Genomic DNA, 23,632 nt, shown 5'->3' on the forward strand with positions numbered 1-23,632 from the left:
TACATAAGCGAGCGGCTCGCCGCCAGGGAGCCGTCGACCGTGACCACAAGTGCCTGCAACGTCGCACACGCCGGGAGCCACCGTGAGCCAGCAATCGTCCGCCGCCGCGCCGAGCGCGCCGCAGGCGCAGCCGAAACGGGCCGCCCTGGCCGCCTGGATCGGCAGCGCCCTGGAGTACTACGACTTCTTCATCTACGGCACCGCCGCGGCGCTGGTGTTCAACAAGGTGTTCTTCCCCGACTCGAGCCCGGCCACCGGCACGCTGCTGGCGCTCGCCACCTTCGGCGTCGGCTATCTCGCCCGGCCGCTCGGCGCCTTCGTGCTCGGTCACATCGGTGACCGGTTCGGCCGCAAGCGCGTGCTCGTCGCGACGGTGATGCTCATGGGCGCCGCGACCTTTGTGATCGGCTGCCTGCCGTCCTACGGCTCGATCGGGATCGCAGCGCCGATCATCCTGGTCGCGATGCGGCTGCTGCAGGGCTTCTCCGCAGGAGGTGAGCAGGCCGGCGCGAACTCGATGACCCTGGAGCACGCGCCGGACCACCAGCGCGCCTACTACACGAGCTTCACGCTGTCCGGCACACAGTTCGGGCAGATCCTCGCGACGGCGGTCTTCCTGCCGATCGCGTTGCTGCCCGAGGAGGACCTGCTGTCCTGGGGCTGGCGCGTGCCGTTCTGGCTGAGCTTCGTCGTGGTCCTGGTCGCGTTGTTCATCCGCCGTTCCCTGCACGAGACTCCGGTCTTCGAGCAGCAGCGCCAGGAGCAGGGCGAGAGCGTGAGCCCGCTCGTCGAGCTCGGCCGCAACCACCTCGGCAGCGTCGTCCGTGTGGTCGCTGCCGCCACCATCGCGACCGTCAGCACGATCTTCACCGTCTACGCGCTCTCCTACGCGGTCAACACCGTCGGGCTGTCCCGCTCGGCGATGCTCTGGGTCGGCGTCCTCGCCAACGTGCTGGCCCTGTTCGCGCTGCCGCTGTTCGCCCGGCTCGCCGACCGGATCGGTCGCAAGCCGGTGTTCATTGGGGGCTCGATCGGGTGCGCAGTGCTGATGTTCGCCTACCTCGGCGCCATCTCCACGGGGAACTACGTGCTGATCTTCGTGGTCGGACTGTTGATGTTCGGAATCGTGCACAGCGCCACCGGTGGGGTATGGCCGTCGTTCTACGGCGAGATGTTCCCGGCCCGGGTCCGCCTCTCCGGCACCGCGGTCGGTACCCAGATCGGCTTCGCCGTCGCCGGCTTCGCCCCGTCGATCGCGGCCGCACTGGCGGGCCCGGACGGCGCGGACTGGCTCCCCGTCGCCTGCTTCGTCGCCGCGATCTGCGCGGTGAACGTCATCGCCGTCGCCACCGGGCCGGATCACTACCGGACCCCGACCTCGGAGCTCGGCACCCGCCGCAGCCGGGAGAAGGTCTCGGCCTGATGGCACCGGTGTACGAGGTCACCGCTCTGCGCTACGCCTCGCGCGAGGCCCGGCGGGGCGAGCACTTCCTCGGCTTCTCCGAGGACTGGGCCCAGCCCCACCCCACCGCCTACTTCGTGTGGCTGGTACGCGGTGCCGGACGGACCGTCCTCGTCGACGCCGGGATCGACCCGGAACGCCCGGGCAGTCTCGTCGGGCCGACGGCGGACCTGACCGCCCCGCACGAGCTGCTGGGCGAGGTCGGCGTCGACCCGGCCGAGGTCGACACGGTGGTCCTCACCCATCTGCACTACGACCACACCGGCACGGTCGCCCGCTACCCGAACGCCCGGTTCGTGCTCCAGCGCGACGAGCTGGACTACTGGACCGGGCCGTGGGCGAAGCGGCTCACCCGCGAACAGTGGCTCTGCTCCGCCGTCGATCTGGGGTTCCTCACCGACCCGGCGACGAGCGGACGGGTCGACCTCGTCGACGGTGACGCCGAGCTCGCGGCCGGGCTGTCGGTGCACCGGGTGGGCGGACACACGGCCGGCATGCAGATCGTGCGGGTGGCGACCGCGGCCGGGTCGGTGGTGCTGGCGTCGGACGCCGCGCACTTCACCGAGAACATCGATCTCGACCGGGCCTTTCCGATCGTGAACTCGGTACCCCACGCCCATGCCGCGTTCGACCGGGCGCTCGAGCTGGCCGACTCGCCGGCTCTGGTGGTACCGGGGCACGACCCCGTGGTGCTGGAGCGCTTCCCCCCGGTCTCGCCGCGGCTGGCCGGACGGGCGTGCGTGATCGGCGCGACGCCGAGGGCCACGGCCGGTTGAGTCCGGCCCGGCCGCTCACCCGGGCCCCGTGGCATCACGCCGCGGGGCCCGTCGGCGTCCCGGCCGCGGCCGCCAGCACCCCGACGACGTCGCCGGGGTCGGCGGCCCGGTCGGCGCGCCACACCGCGTCGGTACCCAGCCGCACCTGCGCCCCGGTCACCGGCAGCACGTGCACCGGCTCCCCGACGAACGCCTTGTGCGTGGCGCCGGACCCCAGCCCGACCAGCGTGAACGCCTCCCCGGCCGCGACGACGTGGGTCAGGTCGCCGGGGTTGTGGGTGTCGAGCTCGATCCGCCGGTGCACGCCGTGGCGGGCCAGCAGCTCCCCGGTGGCCCGGTAGACCGCGGGGGCGGCGTCGTAGCGGATGGACACGTAGGGCAGCTCCGCCAGCTCCTCCAGGCGGACCTCGGTGCGGTCGTCGAAGCCCCGCCCGTGCCCGACGGCGACGGCGGCCGGCCGGGTGTCCACCCGCCGTACGGTCAGCCCGGGGTCCTCGCCACCGCCGTGCACGAACGCCAGGTCCAGCTCGCGGCGGGCGACCGCGCGGGCCAGCTCCACGCTGGTCCCGGGGCGGATCCGCACCGCCAGCTCCGGGCGGGCGGCCCGCAGCCGTTCCAGGAACCCGTCGCGGACCGCCGCGGTCACGTCCGGCGCCATCCCCACCACGACGACCGGGTGGCCGTCCGCGGCGGCCAGCGCGCCGGGCAGCGCCTCCACCCGGGCCACGATGTCGCGGGCCCGCGGCAGCAGCGCCCGCCCGGCCGCGGTGAGCGCCATCCCGCGCGCGGACCGGGTGAACAGCGTCGCGCCGAGCTCCCGCTCCAGGTCGCGGACCCGCCGCGACAGCGGCGACGCGGCCAGGTGCAGCCGGGCCGCCGCCCGGGTCAGGTTCAGCTCGTCGGCGACGGCGAGGAAGTACCGCAGATGGAACAGCTCCACGGAGCATGACCCTAGAGGTCACGCCCGGCTGCACGCATCGGTCCTGGTCGTGGCCCTGATCCGCGGCCTACCGTGACCGGCATGGCCTCCCGTCCCGTGCGCATCGCGAACGTCTCCGGCTACCTCGGCGACCGGTACACCGCCGTCGACGAGGCGATGGCCGGTGACCCGGTCGACGTCCTGATGGGCGACTACCTCGCCGAGATCACCCTCGCCGCGCTCGCCGCCGCCGCCGGGCGCGGCGGCCCCGGCTACGTCGCCTACGCCCTGGACCAGCTCACCCCGCACCTGCCCGAGATCGCCCGGCGCGGGATCCGGGTCGTCACCAACGCGGGCGGGTTCGACCCGGCCGGGATGGCGCAGGAGCTGCGCGGCCGGATCGCGGCGGCCGGGCTGTCGCTGCGGGTCGCGCACGTCGCCGGGGACGGGGTGTTCGACCGGCTCGCCGACTTCCACTCCGACGGCCACGGGCTGGAGCACCTCGACACCGGCGCCCCGCTCAAGGACTGGGGGTTCGCCCCGATCACCGCGAACGCCTACCTCGGCGGCTTCGGGATCGCCGCGGCGCTGGCCGCCGGCGCCGACGTCGTCGTGACCGGGCGGGTCACCGACGCCTCGCTCACCGCCGGACCGGCCGCCTGGTGGCACGGCTGGGGGCCCGACGAGTTCGACGCGCTGGCCGGTGCGGTCACCGCCGGGCACGTCATCGAGTGCGGTGCGCACGCCACCGGCGGGAACTTCTCCGGGTTCCGGTCGGTGCCCGGGATGCTGCGCCCCGGCTTCCCGATCGCCGAGGTCGCCGCCGACGGCTCCTCGGTGATCACCAAGCACGCCCGCGACGGCGGCACGGTCACCGTGGACACCGTCACCGCGCAGCTGCTCTACGAGATCCAGGGCCCCCGCTACCTGAACCCCGACGTCACCGTGCACCTCGACACCGTGCGGCTGAGCCAGGAGGGCCCGGACCGGGTCGCGATCGGCCCCGTCACCGGGTCCCCGCCGCCGCCCACGGCGAAGGTCGCGGTGTTCGCCCCGATCGGCTACGAGATCTCCACGATGCTGTTCTGCACCGCCCCCGACGTCGAGGGCAAGGTGGAGCTGCTGCGCAACCAGCTGCGTGCCGCGCTGGAGGGGCACGTCGACGCGCTGGAGGTCACCCCGCTCGGCGTCGCCGCGGTCGACCCGCCGACCCAGTGGGCGGCGACCGTCCCGATCCGGGTGATCGCGACCGCCCGCGAGAAGGAGCCGCTGCGCCGGTTCGCACCGGCCGTCGGGTCGCTGTATCTGCAGGGCTTCCCCGGCTTCCACCACGACGGGCACGCGCCGCGGGCGTCGCAGCCGTGGCCGCGGATCGAGTACTGGCCCGCCCTGCTGGAGTCCGCGCTGCTCGACCACCACGCCGTCCTCGACGACGGCAGCCGGGTCGAGGTCCCGCGCGCCACCCGGACCGCCACCCCGGAGGAGACCGCGCAGCCGGTGCACCCGGAGCCGGACCTGCCCGCGCCGACCGGCCCGCGCGCCGAGCTGGGCGAGTACACGTGGGCCCGGGCGGGGGACAAGGGCGGCAACGCCAACGTGGGCGTCTGGTGCCGCGACCCCGCGCACTGGGAGTGGCTGCGTGCCACCCTGACCACCGAGCGGGCGGCCGCGCTGCTCCCCGAGGCGGGGGGCCGCATCGTCCGCCACGAGTTCCCGCACCTGCGCGCGGTGCACCTGGTGCTCGTCGGGCTGCTCGGCTCGGGCGGCTCGGCCAACCTGCGCGTGGACCAGATCGGCAAGTCCGTGGGCGAGTACCTGCGGGCCAAGCACGTGGAAGGACCCGCTGCATGACCAGCTCCGCCGCCACGACCGGCGACACCACTGCCGAGCGCATCCTCGCGACCGTCGCGTCCCCCGCCGCCGACGACGCCTTCGACCCCGGCGCCGCGCTCGACGGGCTGCTGGGCTGCGTCGGGATGAGCGGCGCCGACGCCGGCGGGCGGGTCGGTTTCGTCGGCGCCGACCCGGTCGTGCCCAGCGCGCTGCGCCTCGGCGGCGGTGCGGCCGTCGCGCTCGCCGCGAAGTCGGTCGGGATGGCCGCGGTGCACCGCGACCGCGGCGGCGACGGCCAGGACGTCACCGTCGACGTGCGCCGCGCCCCGCACCGGCTCTGCCCGTTCTACGACCGCCGCTGGGAGCTGGTGAACGGCCATCCCGCTGCCAGCCCGGCGATCACCTCGCAGGCGCTCGGGTTCTCCTTCCACCGCACCCGCGACGACCGCTGGGTGATGCCGCTCAACCCCTACCCGGCGCTGCGGGCCCGGGCCGAGACCTTCCTCGGGGTGCCCGAGAGCGGCGTCGCCGACGCGGTCGCCCGGTGGGACGCCGCCGAGCTGGAGGCGGCCGCGAGCGACGCCGGCATCATCATGCCGATGGCCCGCACCCCCGCCGAGTGGCTCGCGACCGAGCAGCACGCGGCGCTGGCCGGCACCCCGCCGATCACCCTGCGCCGCATCGGCGACGCCCCGCCCGAGCCGTTCCCGCGGCGCCGCCGCGCCGACCTGCCACTGGACGGGCTGCGCGCGCTCGGGATGGGCCACGTCATCGCCGGCGCCGGGACCGGCCGGGCGCTGGCCCTGCACGGCGCGGACGTGCTCAACATCTGGCGCCCCACGGAGTTCGAGCACGACAGCACCTACGTCACCGCGAACGTCGGCGTCCGGTCCGCCACGGTCGATCCGCACGCCGCCGACGGCGCCGCGCTGCTGCGCGGGCTGCTCGCCGATGCCGACGTGTTCTACGCCAACCGCCGCCCCGGCTACCTGGCCCGGCTCGGGCTGTCCGCCGAGGACGCCGCCGCGGTGCGGCCCGGCATCGTGCACGCGTCGAACACCCTGCACGGGCCGGTCGGGCCGTGGGCGCACCGCGTCGGGTTCGACCAGTCCGCGGGGACCCTGGTCGGGATGATGACCCTGGAGGGCGGCTCGGCCACCGACCCGACGGTGGCGCCCCGGCTCTCGCCGATCCTGGTCGTCAACGACTACATCGTGTCCTGGCTGACCGCCGCCGGGGTCGCGGCGGCGCTGCGCCGCCGCGCGGTGGAGGGCGGCTCCTGGGCGGTGGAGGTGTCGCTGGCCCGGGCCGCGCTCTGGATGCTGGAGCTCGGGGTCCTCGACCTCGGCTACGCCCGCGAGGTCGCGGGCACCGGCGAGCGCCACGCCTACCCCGACCCGGAGACGTTCACCGCGCAGACCCCGCTGGGGCACTACCAGGGGGTGACCGACCAGGTCACGATGAGCGCGACGCCGGGGGAGTACCGCACGGTGCTCGTCCCGCGCGGCTCCGGACGCCCGGAGTGGCTGGAGCGCTGAGGCCGGCGCCCGGCCGTCGGGGCCCGGAGCCCGCCGTTCAGCGGTCGCGGCGCGGCGGCGGCTCCACCCGGGGGATCGGGCGGGTCACGTCGGCATCGTCCACGGCGGAGTCCACGGTCCGGTTCACGGCGCGGTTCACGGCGCGGTTCCCGCCCGGGTCCGCGACGGGGCCCGGGACGCGGTCCATGACCTGGGTCGTGGCCTGGTCAGGGGCCTGGTCGTGGGCGTGCTCGGGGGCGTGGCCGGGGGTGTCGTCCGGGGCGGCCGGCGCCGCCGACCCGTCCACCCGCCGCTCGACGGCCATGATCGCCAGGACGACCGCGGCGCCGGCCGCGGCCGGCAGCAGCATCCACCACCAGCCCGGGTCGGGCGCCAGGACACCGCGGGCGTCGTCCTGCCAGGGCCACAGCGCCCGCAGCGCCCCCAGCAGCACCCCGATCATGATCACCATCAGGGTGCGGCGGTGGTGCTCCAGCAGCCAGGTCAGCACCGACACGAAGCTCGCCAGTCCCAGCACGGCGCCGAGCCCGAACACCGCGATGTAGGCCAGGTCGAGGTCGCGCACCGCGCGCAGGGTCGGCTCGTAGAGCCCGAACACCAGCAGCAGGAACGACCCGGAGAAGCCCGGCAGCACCAGGGCGCACACCGCGACCGCCGCGGCCAGCGCGACCAGCGGCATCGGCGGGCGGCCGTCGCCGACGGCCGGGGGGAGCGCGCTGACCGCGAACGTCCCCGCGAACGCGACGACGACCAGCGCCCACTCCCGCAGCCCGCGCAGCCGCCCGGTGATCCGCAGCGGGACCGCCACCGACGCGGCGACCATCCCCAGGAACACCGCCCGGGCGCCGACGGGGTGGTCCTCGATCAGCCCCGGGAGCACCTGCGACGCCGCCAGGACCGCCAGCACCATGCCCAGCGCGACGGGCAGCAGCAGGCCCCAGTCCAGCCGTCGCAGCTCCTCGCGGGGCGCCACGTCACCGCCCGCCGCGCCCGGCAGCAGACCCCGGGCCGCGCCGACGAGGTGGGCCCCCTGGGCGATCAGGCGCTCGTAGATCCCGACGACCAGGGCCATGGTCCCGCCGCTGACCCCCGGGATGGTCTCGACCACGCCGATCGCGGCCCCACGGGCCAGATGGATACCGGACATACGCGACAACACAGGGCAGGACGGTACCGACCGGGCGACGATCGGGAACGGACGGGTGAACCCTCGTTCGCATCACGAAGGATCGGGGCAACCGGTTGCGTGCCGATACGTCCGAGGAGACGTACACACCATGACGATCGGGGGACTGACATGGACGGGTACGTCCTGCACCGCACCGCCCGCTGGGCCGTGACCATCGCCGCCTGCGGCGCCGTGCTGGCCGGCTGCGGGAGCGGCGGCGACTGGCCGGCGGCCGCCGGGTCCGGCGGCGCCTCCGCCACGCCGAGCGCCGCCGCGCCGACGACGAGCGCCCCGGTGTCCGACGCCGGGGGCACCGGGTCGGCCGGGGGAGCCGGGACCGGTGGCACCCACACCGGCACCGGTGGCGCCGAGGCGGGCGGCGACGAGCGCTGCCACACCTCCGAGCTCGCCGGCTCGGTCGCGGCCGACCCGGGCGGCGGCGCCGCGGGCTCGTCGTACGTGACGCTGACGCTGCGCAACCAGAGCGGCCGCACCTGCTACGTGCGGGGCTTCCCCGGCGTGTCCTACGTCGGCGGCGACGACGGCCACCAGATCGGCCCGGCCGCCGCGATGCAGGGCGGGCACGGCGACCCGGTGCGCCTCGCCCCCGGCGGGACCGCCGGTGCGACACTGCGGGTGGTGAACGTGCGCAACTTCGACGAGGCGGCCTGCCGCCCGACGGCCGTGCGCGGCCTGCGCGTCTACCCGCCCGGCGAGACCGACTCGCTGTTCGTCCCGATGGAGGGCACCGGCTGCGCCGCCACCCCGCCCGGGGACCAGCTGGTGATTCAGGCGTTCACCGCGCGCTGACCCGCGCCCGGGCCCGGTCCGCCGCGGACCGGGCCCGGCGGGGTCCGCGGGTGGCCGCCGCGACGGTGGAGGAGAGAACCCCCGCATGACCCCGCACGACCGCCCGGACGCGCCCCGCCGGCGTGGCGACGTCGCCGCGCTCGGCTACCGGCTGCAGGACCTCGACGGCGCCTCCTACCGCTCCTACAAGGGCCTCACCGGCGTCTGGATGGGTGAGGACGGCTACGACCTCGAGATCCGGACGGTGCAGGCCGACCCGTTCGCGCCGCCGTCGCGGCTGCGGGTGACCGTGCCCGCCCGGACGGCGGGACTGCCGCCCGGCCTGTACTACGGCCCCGTCCGCGCGCGTGCCCTCGGCGGGTTCCTCGCCCGCGCCCTGCGCCGCGCCGTGGAGCACAGCACCCTGCGGGTCGACGCGGGCGGCCAGGAGGTGCTCGACCGCAGCGCGGTCCGCATCCGGCCCGACGGCACGGTCGTCGCCGAGCTGTCGGTCCCGCTGCCCGGCCGCGGTCGCCGGATCGACGGCTGGGCCGCGGCCGCCGCGGTGACGGTCGTGCTGCCCCGCGCCGTGCTCGGCGCGCTGCGCTGGGAGACCGCCGACACCGCCGCGGCCGAGGAGTTCGTGGAGACCGTCGAGGACGCGGGTGCCCTGCGCGACGCGCTCGCCGGTCGTGGCCTGGTCGGGTTCGTCGCCGACGGCGCGGTGCTGCCGCGGGCCTCCGGGGTCGACGACCGTCCGCTGGCCGGCGGGGTCCCGTTCGTCTCCCCGCCGGAGCTGCGGGTGACCCTGGACGTCCCGCACCGCGGCACGGTGACCGGGATGGGCGTCCCCGAGGGGGTCACGCTGATCGTCGGCGGCGGCTACCACGGCAAGTCCACACTGCTGCGCGCGCTGGAGAACGGCGTGTACGACCACGTCCCCGGCGACGGCCGTGAGCTCGTCGTCGCCCGTGCCGACACGGTGTCGGTGCGCGCCGAGGACGAGCGCTCGGTGCAGCGCGTCGACGTGTCGGCCTTCGTCACCGGCCTGCCGTCCGGCAACCCCACCGACGACTTCTCGACGGAGTCGGCGTCCGGGTCGACGTCGCAGGCCGCCGCCACGGTCGAGGCCCTGGAGGCCGGCGCCGGGGTGCTGCTGATCGACGAGGACACCGCCGCCACCAACGCCATGATCCGCGACGACCGGATGCGCGCGCTGATCCCGGCCGAGCCGCTGGTCCCGTTCGTCGAGCGGGTCCGGCCGCTGCACCGCGGGCACGGGGTGTCCACCGTGCTCGTGATGGGCGGGTCGGGGGAGTACCTCGACCGCGCCGACACGGTGGTCCTGCTGCAGGACTACGCCGCCTCCGAGGTCACCGGGCGGGCCCGGGAGATCGCCGGACGGGCGGACGAGGCGGGCGACACCGCGTTCCCGGGGTTCGCGCGCCGCGAGTTCGACCCCCGCAGCGTGGACGCCTCGGTGCGCGGCCGGCGCAAGGTCACCGCCCGTGGCCGCGGCCGGCTCACCTTCGGCGCCGACGACATCGACCTGTCCGCGATCGCCCAGCTCGCCGACCCCGGCCAGACCACCGGCGTCGGGTACGCCCTGGCCGCCCTCGACCTGCGCGGGGTCACCCTCGCCCAGGCCCTGGACCGGCTGGAGGAGGCGGTGCGCCGCGAGGGGCCCGACGCGATCACCCGGGGCGCCCCCGTGGACGTCGCGGTGCCGCGGCGGCACGAGATCGCGGCCGCCCTGAACCGACTGCGACCCGCCCGTGTGACCCATCTCCACAGAAACGGTCAGATCTGACTGTTACAGTGCGCTCCGAGCACGTGCACCGACGCACCGTCACCGGAGGACCCCATGACCGAGCCTGCCCAGCGGGACCTGAACGGCCGCACCATCGTCATGTCCGGCGGCAGCCGCGGCATCGGCCTCGCGATCCTGATCGCGGCCGCCCGCCGCGGCGCCAACGCCGTCATCCTGGCCAAGACCGACCAGCCCGACCCGCGGCTGCCCGGCACCGTGCACACCGCGGTCGCCGAGATCGAGCAGGCCGGCGGCAAGGCCGTCGCCGTCGTCGGTGACGTGCGGGTCGAGGAGGACGTGGACCGCGCCGTCGCGACCGCCGTCGAGTCCTTCGGCGGCGTCGACATCGTCGTCAACAACGCCAGCGCGCTGAACATGAGCGGCACCGCCGACGTCACCCCCAAGCGCTACGACCTGATGCAGTCGATCAACTCGCGCGGCACCTACCTGCTGACCCGGGCCGCGCTGGACCACCTGAAGGCCTCCGAGGACGCGCAGATCCTCACCCTGTCCCCGCCGATCAACCTCGACCCGAAGTGGCTCGGCGTGTTCCCGCCCTACATGCTCTCCAAGTACGGCATGTCGCTGCTGACCCTGGGCTGGGCGCACGAGCTCGCCGGCGACGGCATCCGGGCCAACTGCCTGTGGCCGCGCACCACCATCGCCACCGCGGCCGTGGTCAACCTGCTCGGCGGCGACGCGGCGGGGCAGCGGGCCCGCACCCCGGAGATCATGGCCGACGCCGCCGTGGCCGTCCTGACCGACCCGGCCCGCCCCACCGGGCAGACCTTCATCGACGACGAGGTGCTCGCCGCGCACGGCGTCACCGACCTCGCCCCGTACGGCGACTCCGAGCACAACGACATCGACTTCTTCATCGAGGGCACCGACCCGGCGGACCTCCCGAAGCACTAGTGCTCCGACGGTGACCGGTTGACCCCATCGGGTGACGCCGGGAACCGGCGGGACCGGGTGCGCGACCCCTCACGACGGCGCGGGCACCCGTCCCGCCACCCCGGACCGACGACGAGGAGCACCCGAGTGCGACACATTGCCACCTTCTGCGGCAGCTGCAACTGCGGATGCCCCGAGCTGTACGTCGACGACGCCGCCGTGCCGGAGAAGCGCATCGTGGTCACCGACGACTTCGGCCAGCGCGTGCAGATGAGCGTGGACCAGTTCGCCGACCTGGTCGCCTCGGCCCGCAACGGCCTGCTGGACGAGCTCGTCGCGAGCTGAGCCGCTACGCGGTCGCGGGGCCGCCGGGGACCTCCCCGGCGGCCCCGTCGTCGTTCCCGGGACGGTCACCGGCCCCGGCGAGGCGCCCCGCGAGGTCGATCAGGTCCGCGCGCAGCGGCGCCGCCCGCTCGGCGAACCCGGCCTGGGCGCGGGCGTACTCGGCGCGCCCGGCGGGTGTCTCGATCGGCACCGGGTCGAACCCGTGACCGGACAGGTCGTAGGGGGAGGCCCGCATGTCCAGCTCGCGGACGTCCGCGGCCAGGGCGAAGCAGTCGGCCACGACCTCCGACGGCACCGCCGGGGCGAGCTTGTAGGCCCACTTGTAGAGGTCCATCGTCGCGTGCAGACAGCCGGGCTGCTCCAGCTCGACCTGCCGCTCCCGGGTCGGGACGAGCTCGTTGCGCGGGGCCGCGGCGTCGGTGAAGAACCGGTAGGCGTCGTAGTGGGTGCAGCTGATCCGCGCCGACTCGACGACGGCGTCGGTGCCCGCCCGCCCGAGGCGCAGCGGCACCGTGTCGCGGTGCCGGGTGTCGTCGGTGCGGTAGACCATCGCCCACTCGTGCAGGCCGAAGCAGCCCAGCCGCGGCGCCCGGGAGCCGGTCGCGGTGAGCAGCCGGTGCACGAACGCCGCCGTCGTCCGCAGCCGCGGCGGCGCCGTCGCGGGTTCGAACAGCACCGTGCCGTCGGGCCGGGTGACGTGACCGGGGCGGTCGGCGAGCTCCGCGGCGTCGGCCAGTGCCACTCCGGGGCCCGGGTCCCAGCGCTCCAGCTGGGCGGGGCGGTGGGAGTAGTAGGTGAACAGGAAGTCCCACACCGGGTGCGGCTCGCCGCGCCGGCGCCGCTCGCGGTGCGGCACGGTCCACACCGCGACCCGCTCCCGGTGCGCCGCCGCCCGCGCCCGCCACGCCGCGCCGTCGAGGACGGGCACGGCGGTGGCGGGGGCGGACGGGGTCGGCACGGTGTCCGACGGTACGACCCGCCCGGGTCAGGCCGGGGTGCCGGGGGCGTGGGTGGCGTCGCGGACGCTGCCGACGAACGCCTCGGTGAGGTCCTCCATGGTGACCACGCCGACGGTGGTGTCGTGCGCGTCGACGGCGCGGGCCAGGTGCGCCCGGGCCGCCCGCAGCGTCGCCAGCGCCTCGTCCAGGCGGGCCGAGGCCGGGACCGAGGGCAGGCTGCGGACCCGCTGCGGCGGGATCGTCGCCGACTCGGAGTCGGCGAGGTCCAGCACGTCCTTGACGTGCAGGTACCCGGTCAGCCTGCCCTGGGCGCCGCGGATCGGGAAGCGGGAGTACCCGGTCCGCTCCACGGCCTCGGTGAGCGCGGAGACCGTCGTCGACCCGCCGGGGCCCGCGTCGAGGCACACCAGGTCCTCCAGCGCGACGACGACGTCGGAGACGGTCGCCTCCGCCGAGGACAGGGTCCGCTCGATCCGGGAGCTCTCGGAGTCGTCGAGCAGGCCCTCCCGGCGCGAGTCGCCCAGCATCTCGGCGAGCTCGCCGGTGGTGAACGCGGTCTCCAGCTCGTCGCGCGGGGTCACCCCGACCAGACGCAGGGAGCCGTTGGCCATCGCGTTGAACAGGTCGATGAACGGGCGGGTGACCCGGGTCCACACCAGGAACGGCGGGACCAGCAGGATCGCCGCGCGTTCGGGGCCCGCGATCGAGATGTTCTTCGGCACCATCTCGCCGAGCATCATGTGCGCGACGACGACGATCATCAGCGACACCGCGAACGCGACCGGGTAGGCGAACGCCTCCGGCACCCCGACGGCGGCCAGCGGCCCGTCGATGAGGTGCGCGACGGCGGGCTCGCCGAGCCGGCCGAGCAGCAGCGAGGCGATGGTGATGCCCAGCTGGGAGGCCGCGAGCATCCGGGACAGGTCGTGCGAGGCGTCGAGCACGCGGCGCGCCCCGGCGGACCCGCCGTCGGCCATGGCCTCCAGGCGGTCCTTGCGGGCGGAGATCAGTGCGAACTCCGCGGCGACGAAGAACGCGTTCACCGCGAGCAGGGCGACGGCGGCGAGCAGTGCGATCAGGTCGTTCACGCCGACACCGCCCCGGACACGGCCGTGTGCTCGTCGGCGCCGCGGGTGACGCGGACCTCGGCGACCCGGTTGCGGTCGCGGCGCAGGACCTCCAGGGTCCACCCGTCGACCTCGACGGCGTCGCCGACGTCGGGGATGCGGCCCAGCCGGGCCACGACCAGCCCGGCGAGGGTCTCGTACTCCCCGTGCGGCATCCGGAAGCCGGTGGCCTCGTCGACCTCGTCGTCGCGCATCAGTCCGGACAGCGCCCAGACCCCGTCGCCGAGGCGGCGCACCCGGTTCTGCTCGCCGCGGTCGTGCTCGTCGCGGACGTCGCCGACGATCTCCTCCACCAGGTCCTCCATGGTCACCAGGCCCGCGGTGCCGCCGTACTCGTCGACGACGACGGCGGTCTGCAGCCCGGCCGCCCGCAGCCGGGTCATGAGTTCGTCACCGTCGAGCGACGACGGCACGGTCTCGACCGGCCGGGCCAGGTCCCGTACGGCGGTGTCGGCGCGGCGGGCCGGCGGGACCGAGAACGCCTGCTTGACGTGCACCAGCCCCAGCGGGACGTCCGGGTCGCCGTCCACGACCGGGAACCGGGAGAACCCGGAGCGGCGGGCCAGCGCGACCAGGTCGGTGACGGTGTCGGTGGCGTCGATGGTCTCCACCCGCACCCGCGGGGTCATCAGGTCCTCGGCGACGCGGTCGGTGAAGCGCAGCGAGCGCTCCAGCAGCACCGCGGTGCCCGGGTCGATGCTGCCGCTCTCGGCGCTGGCCCGCACCAGCGAGCTCAGCTCGCCGGGGGAGCGGGCCGAGCGCAGCTCCTCGGCCGGCTCGATCCCGAACCGGCGCACGATGGCGTTGGCCGCGGCGTTCAGCCCGGTGATCAGCCAGCGGAACGCCGAGGCGAACCCGGCCTGCAGCCACACCACCGAGCGCGCCACCTCCATCGGGTGGGCGATCGCGAGGTTCTTCGGGACCAGCTCGCCGAACACCATCGACAGCACCGTGGCCAGGACCAGCGACAGCACGGTGGCGGTGCCCGAGGCGATCCCGGCGGGCAGCCCGACGGCCTCCAGCACCGGCCGGATCAGCTCGGCGACGGCGGGCTCGGCGATGTAGCCGGTGGCCAGGGTGGTGGCGGTGATGCCGAGCTGGCAGCCCGACAGCTGGAACGACAGCCCGGAGTGCGCCCGCTGCACCGAGCGGGTGCGGCGGTCGTCGCTGCGGGCGACGGCGGCGTCGATGCGGCTGCGTTCGAGCGCGGTGAGGGAGAACTCCGAGGCGACGGAGACGGCGGTTCCCAGGGTGAGCGCGACGACCGCGATCAGCCCGAGACAGGAGAGCAGGACGGACACGGAGCTCAGGGCCTCCATCAGGGAGAAACGGTGCACGACGATACGGCCGCCGCGCCCGGCCCGCCCGACGGGAGCTGCGAGTGATCTCACGGCGTCCCGACGGTGATCCGGGCCGTGACCGGGGTCTAGGTTGGTCAGCCATGACCACGGCGACGTCGCCCTCCGCACCGCTCCCCGCGCCACCGGGTCCCCCGGACGGCCGCCGGGGGCCGGTGGCCGGGGCCCCGACCGCGGCGCAGCGGTGAGCGCCCCGCAGCCGACGCCCCCGTCGGAGCGCGCGACCCCCGCGGCCGCGGCGCCCCCGCAGTACGGTGGCCGGCGCAGCTCCGGGCTGGCCCGGGGGAGCGCCTCACCGTTCGTGGACTTCGACCGCCGGTCCTGGGCACAGCTCGCGTCCTCGACCACGGTGCCGCTGTCGGCCCAGGAGCTCGAGCAGCTGCGCAGCTACGGCGACTTCGTCGACCTCGACGAGGTCCGCGAGGTCTACCTGCCGCTGTCGCGGCTGCTCAACCTGCACGTCGAGGAGGGCGGGCGGCTCTACCGGGCCTACCGGCGCTTCCTCGGCTCGGGCGGGGCCCGCACCCCGTTCGTGATCGGGATCGCCGGCTCGGTCGCGGTCGGCAAGTCGACCACCGCGCGGCTGCTGCGCCTGCTGCTGGCCCGCTCCCCGGAGCACCCCGACGTGCAGCTGGTCACCACCGACGGGTTCCTCTACCCCAACGCCGAGCTGCAGGCCCGCGGGCTGATGGAGCGCAAGGGCTTCCCGGAGTCCTACGACCGCCGCAAGCTGCTGCGGTTCGTCTCCGAGATCAAGGGCGGCCGCCCCGAGGTGACCGCCCCGGTCTACTCGCACCTGGTCTACGACATCGTGCCCGACGAGCAGCTCGTGGTCCGCAGCCCCGACATCCTCATCGTCGAGGGCCTCAACGTGCTCCAGCCCGCGGTCGCGGGCGCGCTGACCGTGTCGGACTTCATCGACTTCTCGGTCTACGTCGACGCCGCCACCGCCGACGTCCGCCGCTGGTACGTGGAGCGGTTCCTGCGGCTGCGCCAGACCGCGTTCCGGGACCCGCAGTCGTTCTTCCGCCGCTACGCCGAGCTCGACCACGACGCGGCCGTCGCCCGGGCCGAGCACATCTGGGCGACGATCAACCAGCCCAACCTGGAGCAGAACGTGCTGCCCACCCGCTCGCGGGCCAGCGCGGTGCTGACCAAGGGGCCGAACCACGACGTCACGCGGGTGCGGCTGCGCAAGCTCTGACCAGCGCCGGGACCAGGGAGTCGGCGGCCTCGCCGACCCGGGCCGCGGAGCAGGTCTCGTCGGTGACGTGCGCCAGCTCGGGGTCGCCGGGCCCGTACACCAGCACCGCCGGGTCCCCGAGCGCCCCGACGAGCACCGACGCGTCGGTGAAGTACGACGCGAACGCCGCCGGCCCGCCGTAGCCGAGCGCCGCCGCGGCCGCGGCCGCCCGCGGGTCGGCCGGGTCGGTCCCGACGGCGGGCAGGTCCAGGCGGACCTCGACGTCCGGGACGCCGCGGTGGGAGGTGCCGGCCAGCGCGGCGCGGGCGATCCCGGCCACCTCGTCGCGGGCGGTCGCGGCGTCGAGGCCGGGGACCAGGCGCAGGTCGACCTCCAGCTCGGCGCGGTCGGGCACCAGGTTGGGCTGCAGCCCGGCGTGCAGCGTCCCGGGGTTGGCCGTGGCGGCGCCGTGCGTCGCGCTGACCGGCCAGGTGTGGTCGTGCAGCGCCGCCGCGACCCGCCCGAGCGCGACGAGTGCGTTGTCGCCCAGCTCGGGGCGCGACCCGTGGGCACTGACCCCGTGCTGCACCAGCCGCAGCCACAGCACGCCCTTGTGGCCGTGCAGCACCCGGTTCGCGGTCGGCTCGGCCACCACCAGCAGCGGTGACGGCTCCAGGCCGGTGAGCAGGCGGGCGCCGTCGCCGCCGGTCTCCTCGCCGAAGGTGAACACCAGCTGCAGCGGGGTCGCCGGGTCGCTGCGCATTGCCGCGACGACGAGCGCCGCGGCCCCGGCCTTCATGTCCGTGCTGCCGCGCCCGCGCAGCCGCCCGTCGACGACGTCACCGGCGTGCGGGTCGAACGACCAGCCGGCCGGGTCGGCGGGGACGGTGTCGAGGTGCCCGGTGAGGGTCACCGGCGGGCGGCCGTCGCCGCGGCGCGCCACCAGGTTCGCCCGCGCCGGGTCGGCCGGGTCGGGCTCGGTCCGCACGGCGAAGCCGCCGTCGTCGAGCAGGCCGGCGAGCAGGTCGGCGGCCGCGCGCTCCCCGCCGCCCCGGGTGTCGAGGGCGATCAGCGAGCCGGCGAGCGCGACGGGGTCGGGGGTCTCCATCCCCGCGACCCTGCCACGACCCCGCCGCCTCCGAGGGCCGATGCCATTGCTCATCACTTCTTTGGCAGAATGGGGCGATGAGTGAGGGATCGGGCAGCGAGTCCGGCGGCTCCGGCGGCTCCGGCGGCACCGTGGTGTCGAGCCGCTTCGAGACGAGCGACGACGAGGTGGCCTCCCGGCTGCGGCTGGCCGTGGGCCGGCTGAACCGCCGGATCCGCATCGACGGCTCCGAGTCGCTGCCGCCGCTGCAGCTGTCGACCCTGGTCACCGTCGAGCAGCACGGCCCGCTGCGCCTGTCGGAGCTGGCCCGCCGGGAGGGCGTGACCGCACCGACCATGTCCCGGGTGCTGTCCGCGCTGGACGACCAGGGCATGGTCGAGCGCGCCGCCGACCCGGGCGACGCCCGCGGCGTGCTCATCTCGATCTCCGCCGACGGGCTGGACCGGCTGCGCGAGGTCCGCAGCCAGCGCACCGCGCTCGTCGCCCGCCGGCTCGACCGGCTCGACGCCGCCCAGCGCGCCGCGCTGGAGGCCGCGCTGCCCGCGATCGAGGCCCTGATCGTCGCCGACGAGGACTGAGCGCTGCGGGGTCCCCTCAGGCCTCGGCGCCGTCGACGGTGACCACGACCCGGGAGCCGTCGTCCCGGCTGCCGCCCGCGACGGCACGCAGCCCCGCGACCCGCGCCGACTCCGGCAGCGGGTCGGGGTAGTGCCAGAACACGTCGGCCAGCCGGGTCCCGCCGGGCAGGTCGGCGTGCTCGTAGTGCGCCTCGCCCTTGTAGGGGCAGCGGGTGCGCAGCCCGCTCGGCGTGGTCGGGACGGCGACGTCGGCCGCGGGCAGGTACCAACGGTTCGGCAGCCCGGTCTCCGACAGTACCCACGGGTGCTCCGAGCGGGCCAGGACCGTCTCGACGCCGTCGGTCGCGACGTGGGTGACCACGACCTCGCGGTGGGTCGGGCGCACGTCGACCCGGGTGTAGGGGTCGGTGAGGTGGGCGAAGACCTGCTCGTCCTCGTCGTACCAGGCGTCGGCGGCGTTCCAGTACAGCGCGGCGAGCCCGCGCAGCCAGGGCGCGGCCGCGACGGGCTCGGGGTAGTGCCAGACGGCGTTCTCCGCGGTCCGGTCGCCGACGACGAGCGAGCGGTAGGACGCGTCGCCCTTGAACGGGCAGTGCGTGGTGTGGTCGGTCGCGACCAGGACGTCCTGGTCGAGGTCGGCCTCGGGGACGTAGAGCACGGGCAGCAGGTTCGACTCGTGGACGAGGAACCCGCCACGGGTGTCGAGCACGGTGCGCCCGGCGAACTCCGCCCGCACCCGCCTCGGGAACGGATGCATGAGCAGCTTGTGCGGCGGGCCGTAGATCGCGTAGTTCACCGTGGTCGGCGCGTACGGCGACAGCGGGCCGTCGGTGCGGGTCAGTCCCATGTGGCCTCACCTCGTGGGTGGTCGTGCGGGTCGCTACCCACACAACCACCCACGGGGCGAACCTGCCACGGGGCTACAGCGAGAGCTGCACGTCGTAGTCGCCGATCCAGGTGTTCAGGTCGATGATGCGCTCCAGCTGCATCCGGCGGCCCATCGAGTTGGCCTCGTGCCCGCCGCCCTCGTCGAGCCGGCGCTGCACCGCCGCCCGGTCCACCAGCGGCGCGACGGGCGCGTCGTCGCCCTGCCCGACGATCTCGGCGACCTGGTCGCGCAGCGACTTCTCGTAGGAGTCGTCCTGGGTGGAGGGGTAGGGGCTCTTGACCCGCTGGACCACCGACTCGGGCAGCAGGTCCTTGGTGGCGTGGCGCAGCAGCGACTTCTCGCGCCCGTCGAAGTTCTTGTGCGCCCACGGGGTGCCGAAGACGTACTCGACGAGGCGGTGGTCGCAGAACGGGACCCGCACCTCGAGCCCGACGGCCATGCTCATCCGGTCCTTGCGGTCCAGCAGCACCGGCAGCCAGCGGGTCAGGTAGAGGTAGCAGATCTCGCGCATCCGGCGCTCGTGCGGGTCGTCGGCGGCCGGGCCGGTCAGCTCGGGCACCTCGGCGAGCGCGGTCCGGTACTGGTCGTCGAGGTAGCCGGGGACGTCGAGCTTGTCCCACAGGGCCCGGTCGAACAGCCCGGGGTCGGACTGGTCGGCGTTCATCATCCGCCCGGCCAGCCACGGGAAGGTGTCCGCGGCGACGGTCTCCGGGTCGTGGAAGTCGCGGTAGCCGCCGAACACCTCGTCGGCGGACTCCCCGGACAGCGCGACCGTGGACTCCTTGCGGATCGCGGAGAACAGCAGGTACAGCGACGAGTCCATGTCGCCGATGCCGGCGGGCAGGTCGCGGGCGTGCACCGTGGCCCGGCGCACGGCCGGGTCCATCATGTCCTCGGTGCGCAGCACGATGTCGCGGTGCGCGGTCCCGACGTACTCGGCGACCTCGTGCACGTAGGGGGAGTCGGGGGTGCCGCGGGCGTCGTCCGCGACGAAGTTGTCGGCGTAGCCGACGAAGTCCACCGCGAAGGACCGCACGGTGCCGTCGACGTGCTTCGCGGCCAGCGCGGTGAGCGCCGAGGAGTCCAGCCCGCCCGAGAGCAGCGTGCACAGCGGGACGTCGGCGTAGAGCTGGCGCAACGCGGTGTCCTCGAGCAGCTCGCGGACGTGGTGCACGGTGGTGTCGACGTCGTCGGTGTGCCCGGTGTCGGTGAGCTCCCAGTAGCGCTCCTCGCGGACGCCGTCGCGGGAGACCCGGACCACGCAGCCCGGGGGGACCTCGCGCATGCCGCGGAACACCGCGTTGGACATGTCGGAGACGAACGCCAGCGCCCGGCGCAGGCCCTCGGCGTCGACGACCCGCTCGGCCTCGGGGTTGGCCAGGATCGCCTTGGGCTCGGAGCCGAACAGCACCCCGTGCGGGGTGGGGTAGTAGTACAGCGGCTTGATGCCCAGGCGGTCACGCACCAGCACCAGCTCGTTCGTGCCGGAGTCCCACAGGGCGTAGGCGAACATGCCGTTGAGCCGGCGGGCGACGTCGCGGGGGTCCTTCGCGCCCCACTCGCGGTGCGCCCGCAGCACGACCTCGGTGTCGCTGGAGGTCCGGAACCGGTGCCCGGCGGCGGCGAGCTGCTCGCGCAGCTCGCGGAAGTTGTAGGTCTCGCCGGAGTAGACCATGTGCAGGGCGGGGGCCCCGCCCTCGTCGAGGGTCATCGGCTGGCGGCCGCCCTCGATGTCGATGACCGCGAGCCTGCGGTGGCACAGCGCCGCGGGCCCCTGGGCCCACACGCCCTGCTGGTCCGGTCCGCGGCAGGACATCGTCTCGTTCATCGCCGCGAGGGTGCGGGCGTGCTCGTCCGCCCCCAGGTCGTGTCGGTAGTCGATCCAGCCGCAGATTCCGCACACGGTTGAGCGCCTCCTCAGATCTCGTGGCCCGGACCGCGCCGCCCGGTAAGATCGATTGCAACGCTAATGATTGCAGGACGCAACACGTAGGTAACACGACGTGAGTGCTCCGTGCGGTAACGGGCGGTTCGTCCAGCACTTTCGACGACGGGCGTCGCTGATCACACCCGTTCGGCGCAGCATCGTTGCGTGAAGGCGCACGAACCTTTCGATCCGCTTACGTGATTGCGATCGTCAATGTTGCGGCCCGCAACGTGTGTAGCATGCGAATCATGACGGAACGTCCGATTGGCCCGATTGACGACGACGCAACCGTGGCGACCGGCGGTCTCGCCACGGCGACCCAGGACCCGCTGCACTCGCTGGAGAAGCAGATCACGCTGCTGGTCCGCCGCACCATGGAGTCGGTGTGGTCGCACGGCTACGGCGCGAACGACGCCGTGGACCGCTACACCTACCCGGTCCTCATGCTGCTCGACGACGAGGGCGCCCTCTCGCTCACCGCGCTGACCGGCAAGCTGGGGGTCTCCAAGCCCACCGCCAGCCGTCAGGTCTCGCGCCTGTCGCGGGCCGGCCTGGTCGACGTGTCCCCGCACGAGCGCGACCCCCGCTCGGTCAGCGTCACCCTCACCCCGGCCGGGCTCGCCGCCCGTGAGCAGGTCCGCGAGGCCCGCCTGGCGCCGCTGCGCGAGGTCATCGCGCACTGGCCGACCCACGACCGCGACTCCCTGGCCGAGCTGCTCGACCGGTTCAACACCGACCTGGACCTCTTCGTGCGCTGACCCCGCTCCACCCGCCCGCGCGCGCCCCCGTGCACCCGCTGCTCCGCCGGGCCCCACCCGGGTGATGCGATAGTGGGCAGTCCGGGTGGCCCGCACTCGGAGCGAGTTCGGGGGTGAGGACGGGCGTGGACGCGCTGGTGGCGCTCGTCGCCGGAGTGCTGGAGGGCATCCGCGGGCTCGGTGTGCCGGACGTGTGCCCGGGGGACTGGGCCTGGTCGGTCACCGCGCTCGGCGTGCTGACGGGGCTGCTGCCCACCGCCGGTGCTGCGCTGGTCGCGCTGCTGCGCCGTGGGATCGGCTCCGGGTCCTCCTCGGGCTACGGCTCGGCCGAGTCCGTGCTGCTGGCCGGGATCGGTGTGCTGTCGGCGGGCCTGCTCCCGCTGGCGGTGTTCGTCGGGGCGGGCGGGGTGTTCAGCCGTGCCACCGCCGGTGTGCCGGCCGTCCCCGGCCTGAGTTCGTCGGCCACGTCGTCGATCCGGGTCGAGACCTGCAGCGTCGTCGGGACCCAGAGCAGCTACCTGGGCCGCGGCACCGTGGCCGGGTCCATCGGCGGGGACGTCGTTACCTCGGTCACCTCCGTCGCCCTGCTCGGCGTCGTGCCGCTGCTCGCGACCGTGCTCGTCGCGGTCCAGGCGCGCACCGCGCTGCGTCGCGGGCCCCGCTGGCCGGCCAAGTTCTTCTGGCTGCCGCTGTTCGCGCTGATCGTGCTGACCGGCGCGGTCCCCGCGGGCACCGCCGAGCACCTGTGGGTCGGCATCCTCGCCGCGGGCCTGGTCGGGGTGCTGGTCGTCCCGCTGTTCCCCGCGCCGTCGCGGGCGACGGTCGAGCGGATCCGCGCCGGGCGCGACGCGCCACCGCGCCGTGCCGAGCCGTCCGTCGCGGGACGCACCGGCACCGGGTCGTCGCGGGCCGGGCGCGGTGGCGGCGACGGGCTCGCCCCGCAGTCCGGCGCGGCCGCGACGCCCAGCGTCGCCGAGCGTCTCGCCCAGCGCTTCTCCGCCCGCGAGACACCGGGCACCGCCGGGACGAACGGGACCCGCGGGCCGTCCTCGGTCGAGCAGTCCGCGCCCTACGCCGGGTTCGCCGCCGCGCCCCGCCCGCCGTCCGGGTACGGCGCGCTGCCGCCCGCCGGGTACGCCCCCGGCCCGGCCGCCCGCCCGCCCGCCGGGCCGCCGCCGTTCACCGGCCCGGCCGCACACCCCGCCGCGGGTCCGCTGCGCGGCCCGGTGTCGGGAGCGGCCCGCGGCCCGGTCTCCGGTGCGGGACGTCCCCCGGCGGGGCCGCCGCGCCGGCCCACGCTCGTCGCGCCCGTAACGGGCGGTCCGCCGCGGGCGCCCCGGTTCCGGCTGATGCGCCGCCTCGGTGCCGGTGGTTTCGGCGGGGTCTGGCTGGCCCACGACGCGAAGCTCGGCCACACCGTCGCGGTCAAGTCCGCGCACGCCGCGGACCCGGAGACCGAGGAGCGCATCCGCCGGGAGGCCGCCGCGCTCGGCGCGATGCGCCACCCCTGCTGCGTGCAGATCTACGACCTGCTGCACGCCTCGTCCGACCCGGGCCTGCAGGGCATGGACGGGCTGGTCATCGTCATGCAGTACGTCGACGGCATGTCCCTGGGCCAGCTCGTCGGCGAGCAGGGCCCGGTGGACGACATCTCCGCGGCCCGCATCTGGACCGGCATCGCCGGCGCCCTGCACACCGCGCACCGCGCCGGGGTGCTGCACCGCGACATCAAGCCGGGCAACATCGTCGTCGACCCGCAGGGGCACCCGCACCTGATCGACTTCGGGATCGCGCGCAAGCAGGGCGACTCCACGCTGACCCAGACCGGCTACGTCCTGGGCACGCCCGACTACCTGGCGCCGGAGGCCGCGGCCGGGAAGCCCGCCTCGCCCGCCTCCGACGCCTGGCAGCTCGCGGCGGCGGTGTCGTTCGCGCTGAGCGGGCACCCGCCGCGCGGGGAGTCCGCCGACGCCGTCGCCGGGCTGCGGGCGGCCGCGGCGGGGGCGAAGCTCACCCACCTGCCGAGCCGCACCGCGCACCTGGCGCTGCTCAAGCAGGCGATGCGCACCGAGCCGCACCGGCGCCCGGACCTGCCCACGGTGCAGGGCAAGCTCGACGGCTGGCTGCGCCGCCACGGGCACCGCACCGACGGCCCGGTCACCGCGATGCTGGAGTACCGCCGGGGCTGAGGGTCCGGTCCACCCACGGCGC

20 protein-coding genes are annotated in these 23,632 nt (G+C 75.1%); 12 read left to right on the forward strand and 8 right to left on the reverse strand.

All coding sequences use genetic code 11. From position 1 onward, the window contains the following. Positions 1–82: 82 nt before the first annotated feature. Both KPL57_RS47955 and KPL57_RS47960 read left to right on the forward strand, forming a co-directional pair. Positions 83–1,423 (forward strand): MFS transporter, encoded by a 1,341-nt coding sequence (locus KPL57_RS47955; RefSeq protein ID WP_226357108.1) that lies wholly within the window; start codon positions 83–85, stop codon positions 1,421–1,423. Beyond that, positions 1,423–2,238 (forward strand): N-acyl homoserine lactonase family protein, encoded by an 816-nt coding sequence (locus KPL57_RS47960; RefSeq protein WP_226357109.1) that lies wholly within the window; start codon positions 1,423–1,425, stop codon positions 2,236–2,238. Before KPL57_RS47955 ends, KPL57_RS47960 begins: the two co-directional genes overlap by 1 nt. Positions 2,239–2,272: 34 nt before the next feature. On the opposite strand, the gene KPL57_RS47965 is transcribed toward KPL57_RS47960, so the two are convergent. Further along, positions 2,273–3,178, reverse strand: coding sequence for a LysR family transcriptional regulator (locus KPL57_RS47965; protein ID WP_226357110.1), 906 nt, complete (start codon positions 3,176–3,178; stop codon positions 2,273–2,275). 81 nt (positions 3,179–3,259) lie between these two features. On the opposite strand from KPL57_RS47965, the gene KPL57_RS47970 reads away from it, so the two are divergent. Both KPL57_RS47970 and KPL57_RS47975 read left to right on the forward strand, forming a co-directional pair. After that, positions 3,260–5,008, forward strand: a complete 1,749-nt coding sequence (locus tag KPL57_RS47970) for an acyclic terpene utilization AtuA family protein (protein WP_226357111.1) — start codon at positions 3,260–3,262, stop codon at positions 5,006–5,008. Next, positions 5,005–6,528: a CoA transferase gene (locus KPL57_RS47975; protein WP_226357112.1), complete on the forward strand. Its 1,524-nt coding sequence runs from the start codon at positions 5,005–5,007 to the stop codon at positions 6,526–6,528. Before KPL57_RS47970 ends, KPL57_RS47975 begins: the two co-directional genes overlap by 4 nt. 37 nt (positions 6,529–6,565) lie before the next feature. Here the strand turns inward: KPL57_RS47975 and KPL57_RS47980 are convergent, their stop codons facing one another. Continuing rightward, a complete protein-coding gene (locus KPL57_RS47980) occupies positions 6,566–7,675 on the reverse strand; it encodes a DUF368 domain-containing protein (protein ID WP_226357113.1) in 1,110 nt (369 codons plus the stop codon). Positions 7,676–7,825: 150 nt separating this feature from the next. Between KPL57_RS47980 and KPL57_RS47985 the strand changes: the two genes are divergently transcribed. The 4 genes from KPL57_RS47985 to KPL57_RS48000 all read left to right on the forward strand — a co-directional run bounded on the left by KPL57_RS47985 (position 7,826) and on the right by KPL57_RS48000 (position 11,534). Next, positions 7,826–8,506, forward strand: coding sequence for a DUF4232 domain-containing protein (locus tag KPL57_RS47985; protein ID WP_226357114.1), 681 nt, complete (start codon positions 7,826–7,828; stop codon positions 8,504–8,506). An 85-nt stretch (positions 8,507–8,591) separates the two neighbouring features. Continuing rightward, positions 8,592–10,295 (forward strand): ABC-ATPase domain-containing protein, encoded by a 1,704-nt coding sequence (locus tag KPL57_RS47990; protein WP_226357115.1) that lies wholly within the window; start codon positions 8,592–8,594, stop codon positions 10,293–10,295. A 54-nt stretch (positions 10,296–10,349) separates the two neighbouring features. Next, positions 10,350–11,210, forward strand: coding sequence for an NAD(P)-dependent oxidoreductase (locus KPL57_RS47995; RefSeq protein WP_226357116.1), 861 nt, complete (start codon positions 10,350–10,352; stop codon positions 11,208–11,210). A gap of 126 nt (positions 11,211–11,336) precedes the next feature. After that, positions 11,337–11,534 carry a hypothetical protein gene (locus tag KPL57_RS48000; RefSeq protein ID WP_226357117.1) on the forward strand — a complete coding sequence of 66 codons (198 nt, stop codon included), beginning with the start codon at positions 11,337–11,339 and terminating at the stop codon, positions 11,532–11,534. A 4-nt stretch (positions 11,535–11,538) separates the two neighbouring features. On the opposite strand, the gene KPL57_RS48005 is transcribed toward KPL57_RS48000, so the two are convergent. Genes KPL57_RS48005 through KPL57_RS48015 form a run of 3 tightly spaced genes read right to left on the reverse strand, consistent with a single transcriptional unit; the run spans position 11,539 to position 14,939 of the window. Beyond that, positions 11,539–12,492, reverse strand: coding sequence for a 3-methyladenine DNA glycosylase (locus KPL57_RS48005; RefSeq protein ID WP_374203883.1), 954 nt, complete (start codon positions 12,490–12,492; stop codon positions 11,539–11,541). 27 nt (positions 12,493–12,519) lie between these two features. Further along, positions 12,520–13,581, reverse strand: coding sequence for a hemolysin family protein (locus KPL57_RS48010; protein ID WP_226357118.1), 1,062 nt, complete (start codon positions 13,579–13,581; stop codon positions 12,520–12,522). Further along, positions 13,578–14,939: a hemolysin family protein gene (locus tag KPL57_RS48015; protein WP_226357119.1), complete on the reverse strand. Its 1,362-nt coding sequence runs from the start codon at positions 14,937–14,939 to the stop codon at positions 13,578–13,580. Before KPL57_RS48015 ends, KPL57_RS48010 begins: the two co-directional genes overlap by 4 nt. Positions 14,940–15,252: 313 nt before the next feature. On the opposite strand from KPL57_RS48015, the gene coaA reads away from it, so the two are divergent. Next, on the forward strand, positions 15,253–16,182 hold the full coding sequence (coaA, locus tag KPL57_RS48020) for a type I pantothenate kinase (RefSeq protein ID WP_226357499.1): 930 nt from the start codon (positions 15,253–15,255) through the stop codon (positions 16,180–16,182). Here the strand turns inward: coaA and KPL57_RS48025 are convergent. Continuing rightward, positions 16,154–17,269: a M20/M25/M40 family metallo-hydrolase gene (locus KPL57_RS48025; RefSeq protein ID WP_226357120.1), complete on the reverse strand. Its 1,116-nt coding sequence runs from the start codon at positions 17,267–17,269 to the stop codon at positions 16,154–16,156. The genes coaA and KPL57_RS48025 overlap by 29 nt on opposite strands. A gap of 77 nt (positions 17,270–17,346) precedes the next feature. Between KPL57_RS48025 and KPL57_RS48030 the strand changes: the two genes are divergently transcribed. Beyond that, the gene (locus KPL57_RS48030) at positions 17,347–17,847 is read left to right on the forward strand and encodes a MarR family winged helix-turn-helix transcriptional regulator (protein WP_226357121.1); all 501 of its coding nucleotides are present in this window, start codon (positions 17,347–17,349) and stop codon (positions 17,845–17,847) included. A 16-nt stretch (positions 17,848–17,863) separates the two neighbouring features. On the opposite strand, the gene KPL57_RS48035 is transcribed toward KPL57_RS48030, so the two are convergent. Both KPL57_RS48035 and asnB read right to left on the reverse strand, forming a co-directional pair. Next, positions 17,864–18,694, reverse strand: coding sequence for a DUF427 domain-containing protein (locus KPL57_RS48035; RefSeq protein ID WP_226357122.1), 831 nt, complete (start codon positions 18,692–18,694; stop codon positions 17,864–17,866). 73 nt (positions 18,695–18,767) lie between these two features. Next, on the reverse strand, positions 18,768–20,639 hold the full coding sequence (gene asnB / locus KPL57_RS48040; RefSeq protein WP_226357123.1) for an asparagine synthase (glutamine-hydrolyzing): 1,872 nt from the start codon (positions 20,637–20,639) through the stop codon (positions 18,768–18,770). A gap of 314 nt (positions 20,640–20,953) precedes the next feature. On the opposite strand from asnB, the gene KPL57_RS48045 reads away from it, so the two are divergent. After that, the gene (locus KPL57_RS48045) at positions 20,954–21,421 is read left to right on the forward strand and encodes a MarR family winged helix-turn-helix transcriptional regulator (RefSeq protein WP_073574881.1); all 468 of its coding nucleotides are present in this window, start codon (positions 20,954–20,956) and stop codon (positions 21,419–21,421) included. A gap of 125 nt (positions 21,422–21,546) precedes the next feature. Further along, complete coding sequence (locus tag KPL57_RS48050; protein ID WP_226357124.1) at positions 21,547–23,610, forward strand: serine/threonine-protein kinase; 2,064 nt, start codon at positions 21,547–21,549, stop codon at positions 23,608–23,610. Positions 23,611–23,632 lie beyond the last annotated feature (22 nt).

The organism is Pseudonocardia sp. ICBG601, from assembly GCF_020496245.1.

Coding starts and splice junctions, on each gene's coding strand:
- KPL57_RS48025 (WP_226357120.1), bottom strand. CDS start 17,269: ATGGAGACCCCCGACCCCGTCGCGCTCGCCGGCTCGCTGATCGCCCTC.
- KPL57_RS47970 (WP_226357111.1), top strand. CDS start 3,260: ATGGCCTCCCGTCCCGTGCGCATCGCGAACGTCTCCGGCTACCTCGGC.
- KPL57_RS48035 (WP_226357122.1), bottom strand. CDS start 18,694: ATGGGACTGACCCGCACCGACGGCCCGCTGTCGCCGTACGCGCCGACC.
- KPL57_RS47990 (WP_226357115.1), top strand. CDS start 8,592: ATGACCCCGCACGACCGCCCGGACGCGCCCCGCCGGCGTGGCGACGTC.
- KPL57_RS47995 (WP_226357116.1), top strand. CDS start 10,350: ATGACCGAGCCTGCCCAGCGGGACCTGAACGGCCGCACCATCGTCATG.
- KPL57_RS47975 (WP_226357112.1), top strand. CDS start 5,005: ATGACCAGCTCCGCCGCCACGACCGGCGACACCACTGCCGAGCGCATC.
- KPL57_RS48030 (WP_226357121.1), top strand. CDS start 17,347: ATGAGTGAGGGATCGGGCAGCGAGTCCGGCGGCTCCGGCGGCTCCGGC.
- KPL57_RS47985 (WP_226357114.1), top strand. CDS start 7,826: ATGGACGGGTACGTCCTGCACCGCACCGCCCGCTGGGCCGTGACCATC.
- KPL57_RS47960 (WP_226357109.1), top strand. CDS start 1,423: ATGGCACCGGTGTACGAGGTCACCGCTCTGCGCTACGCCTCGCGCGAG.
- KPL57_RS47980 (WP_226357113.1), bottom strand. CDS start 7,675: ATGTCCGGTATCCATCTGGCCCGTGGGGCCGCGATCGGCGTGGTCGAG.
- KPL57_RS48015 (WP_226357119.1), bottom strand. CDS start 14,939: ATGGAGGCCCTGAGCTCCGTGTCCGTCCTGCTCTCCTGTCTCGGGCTG.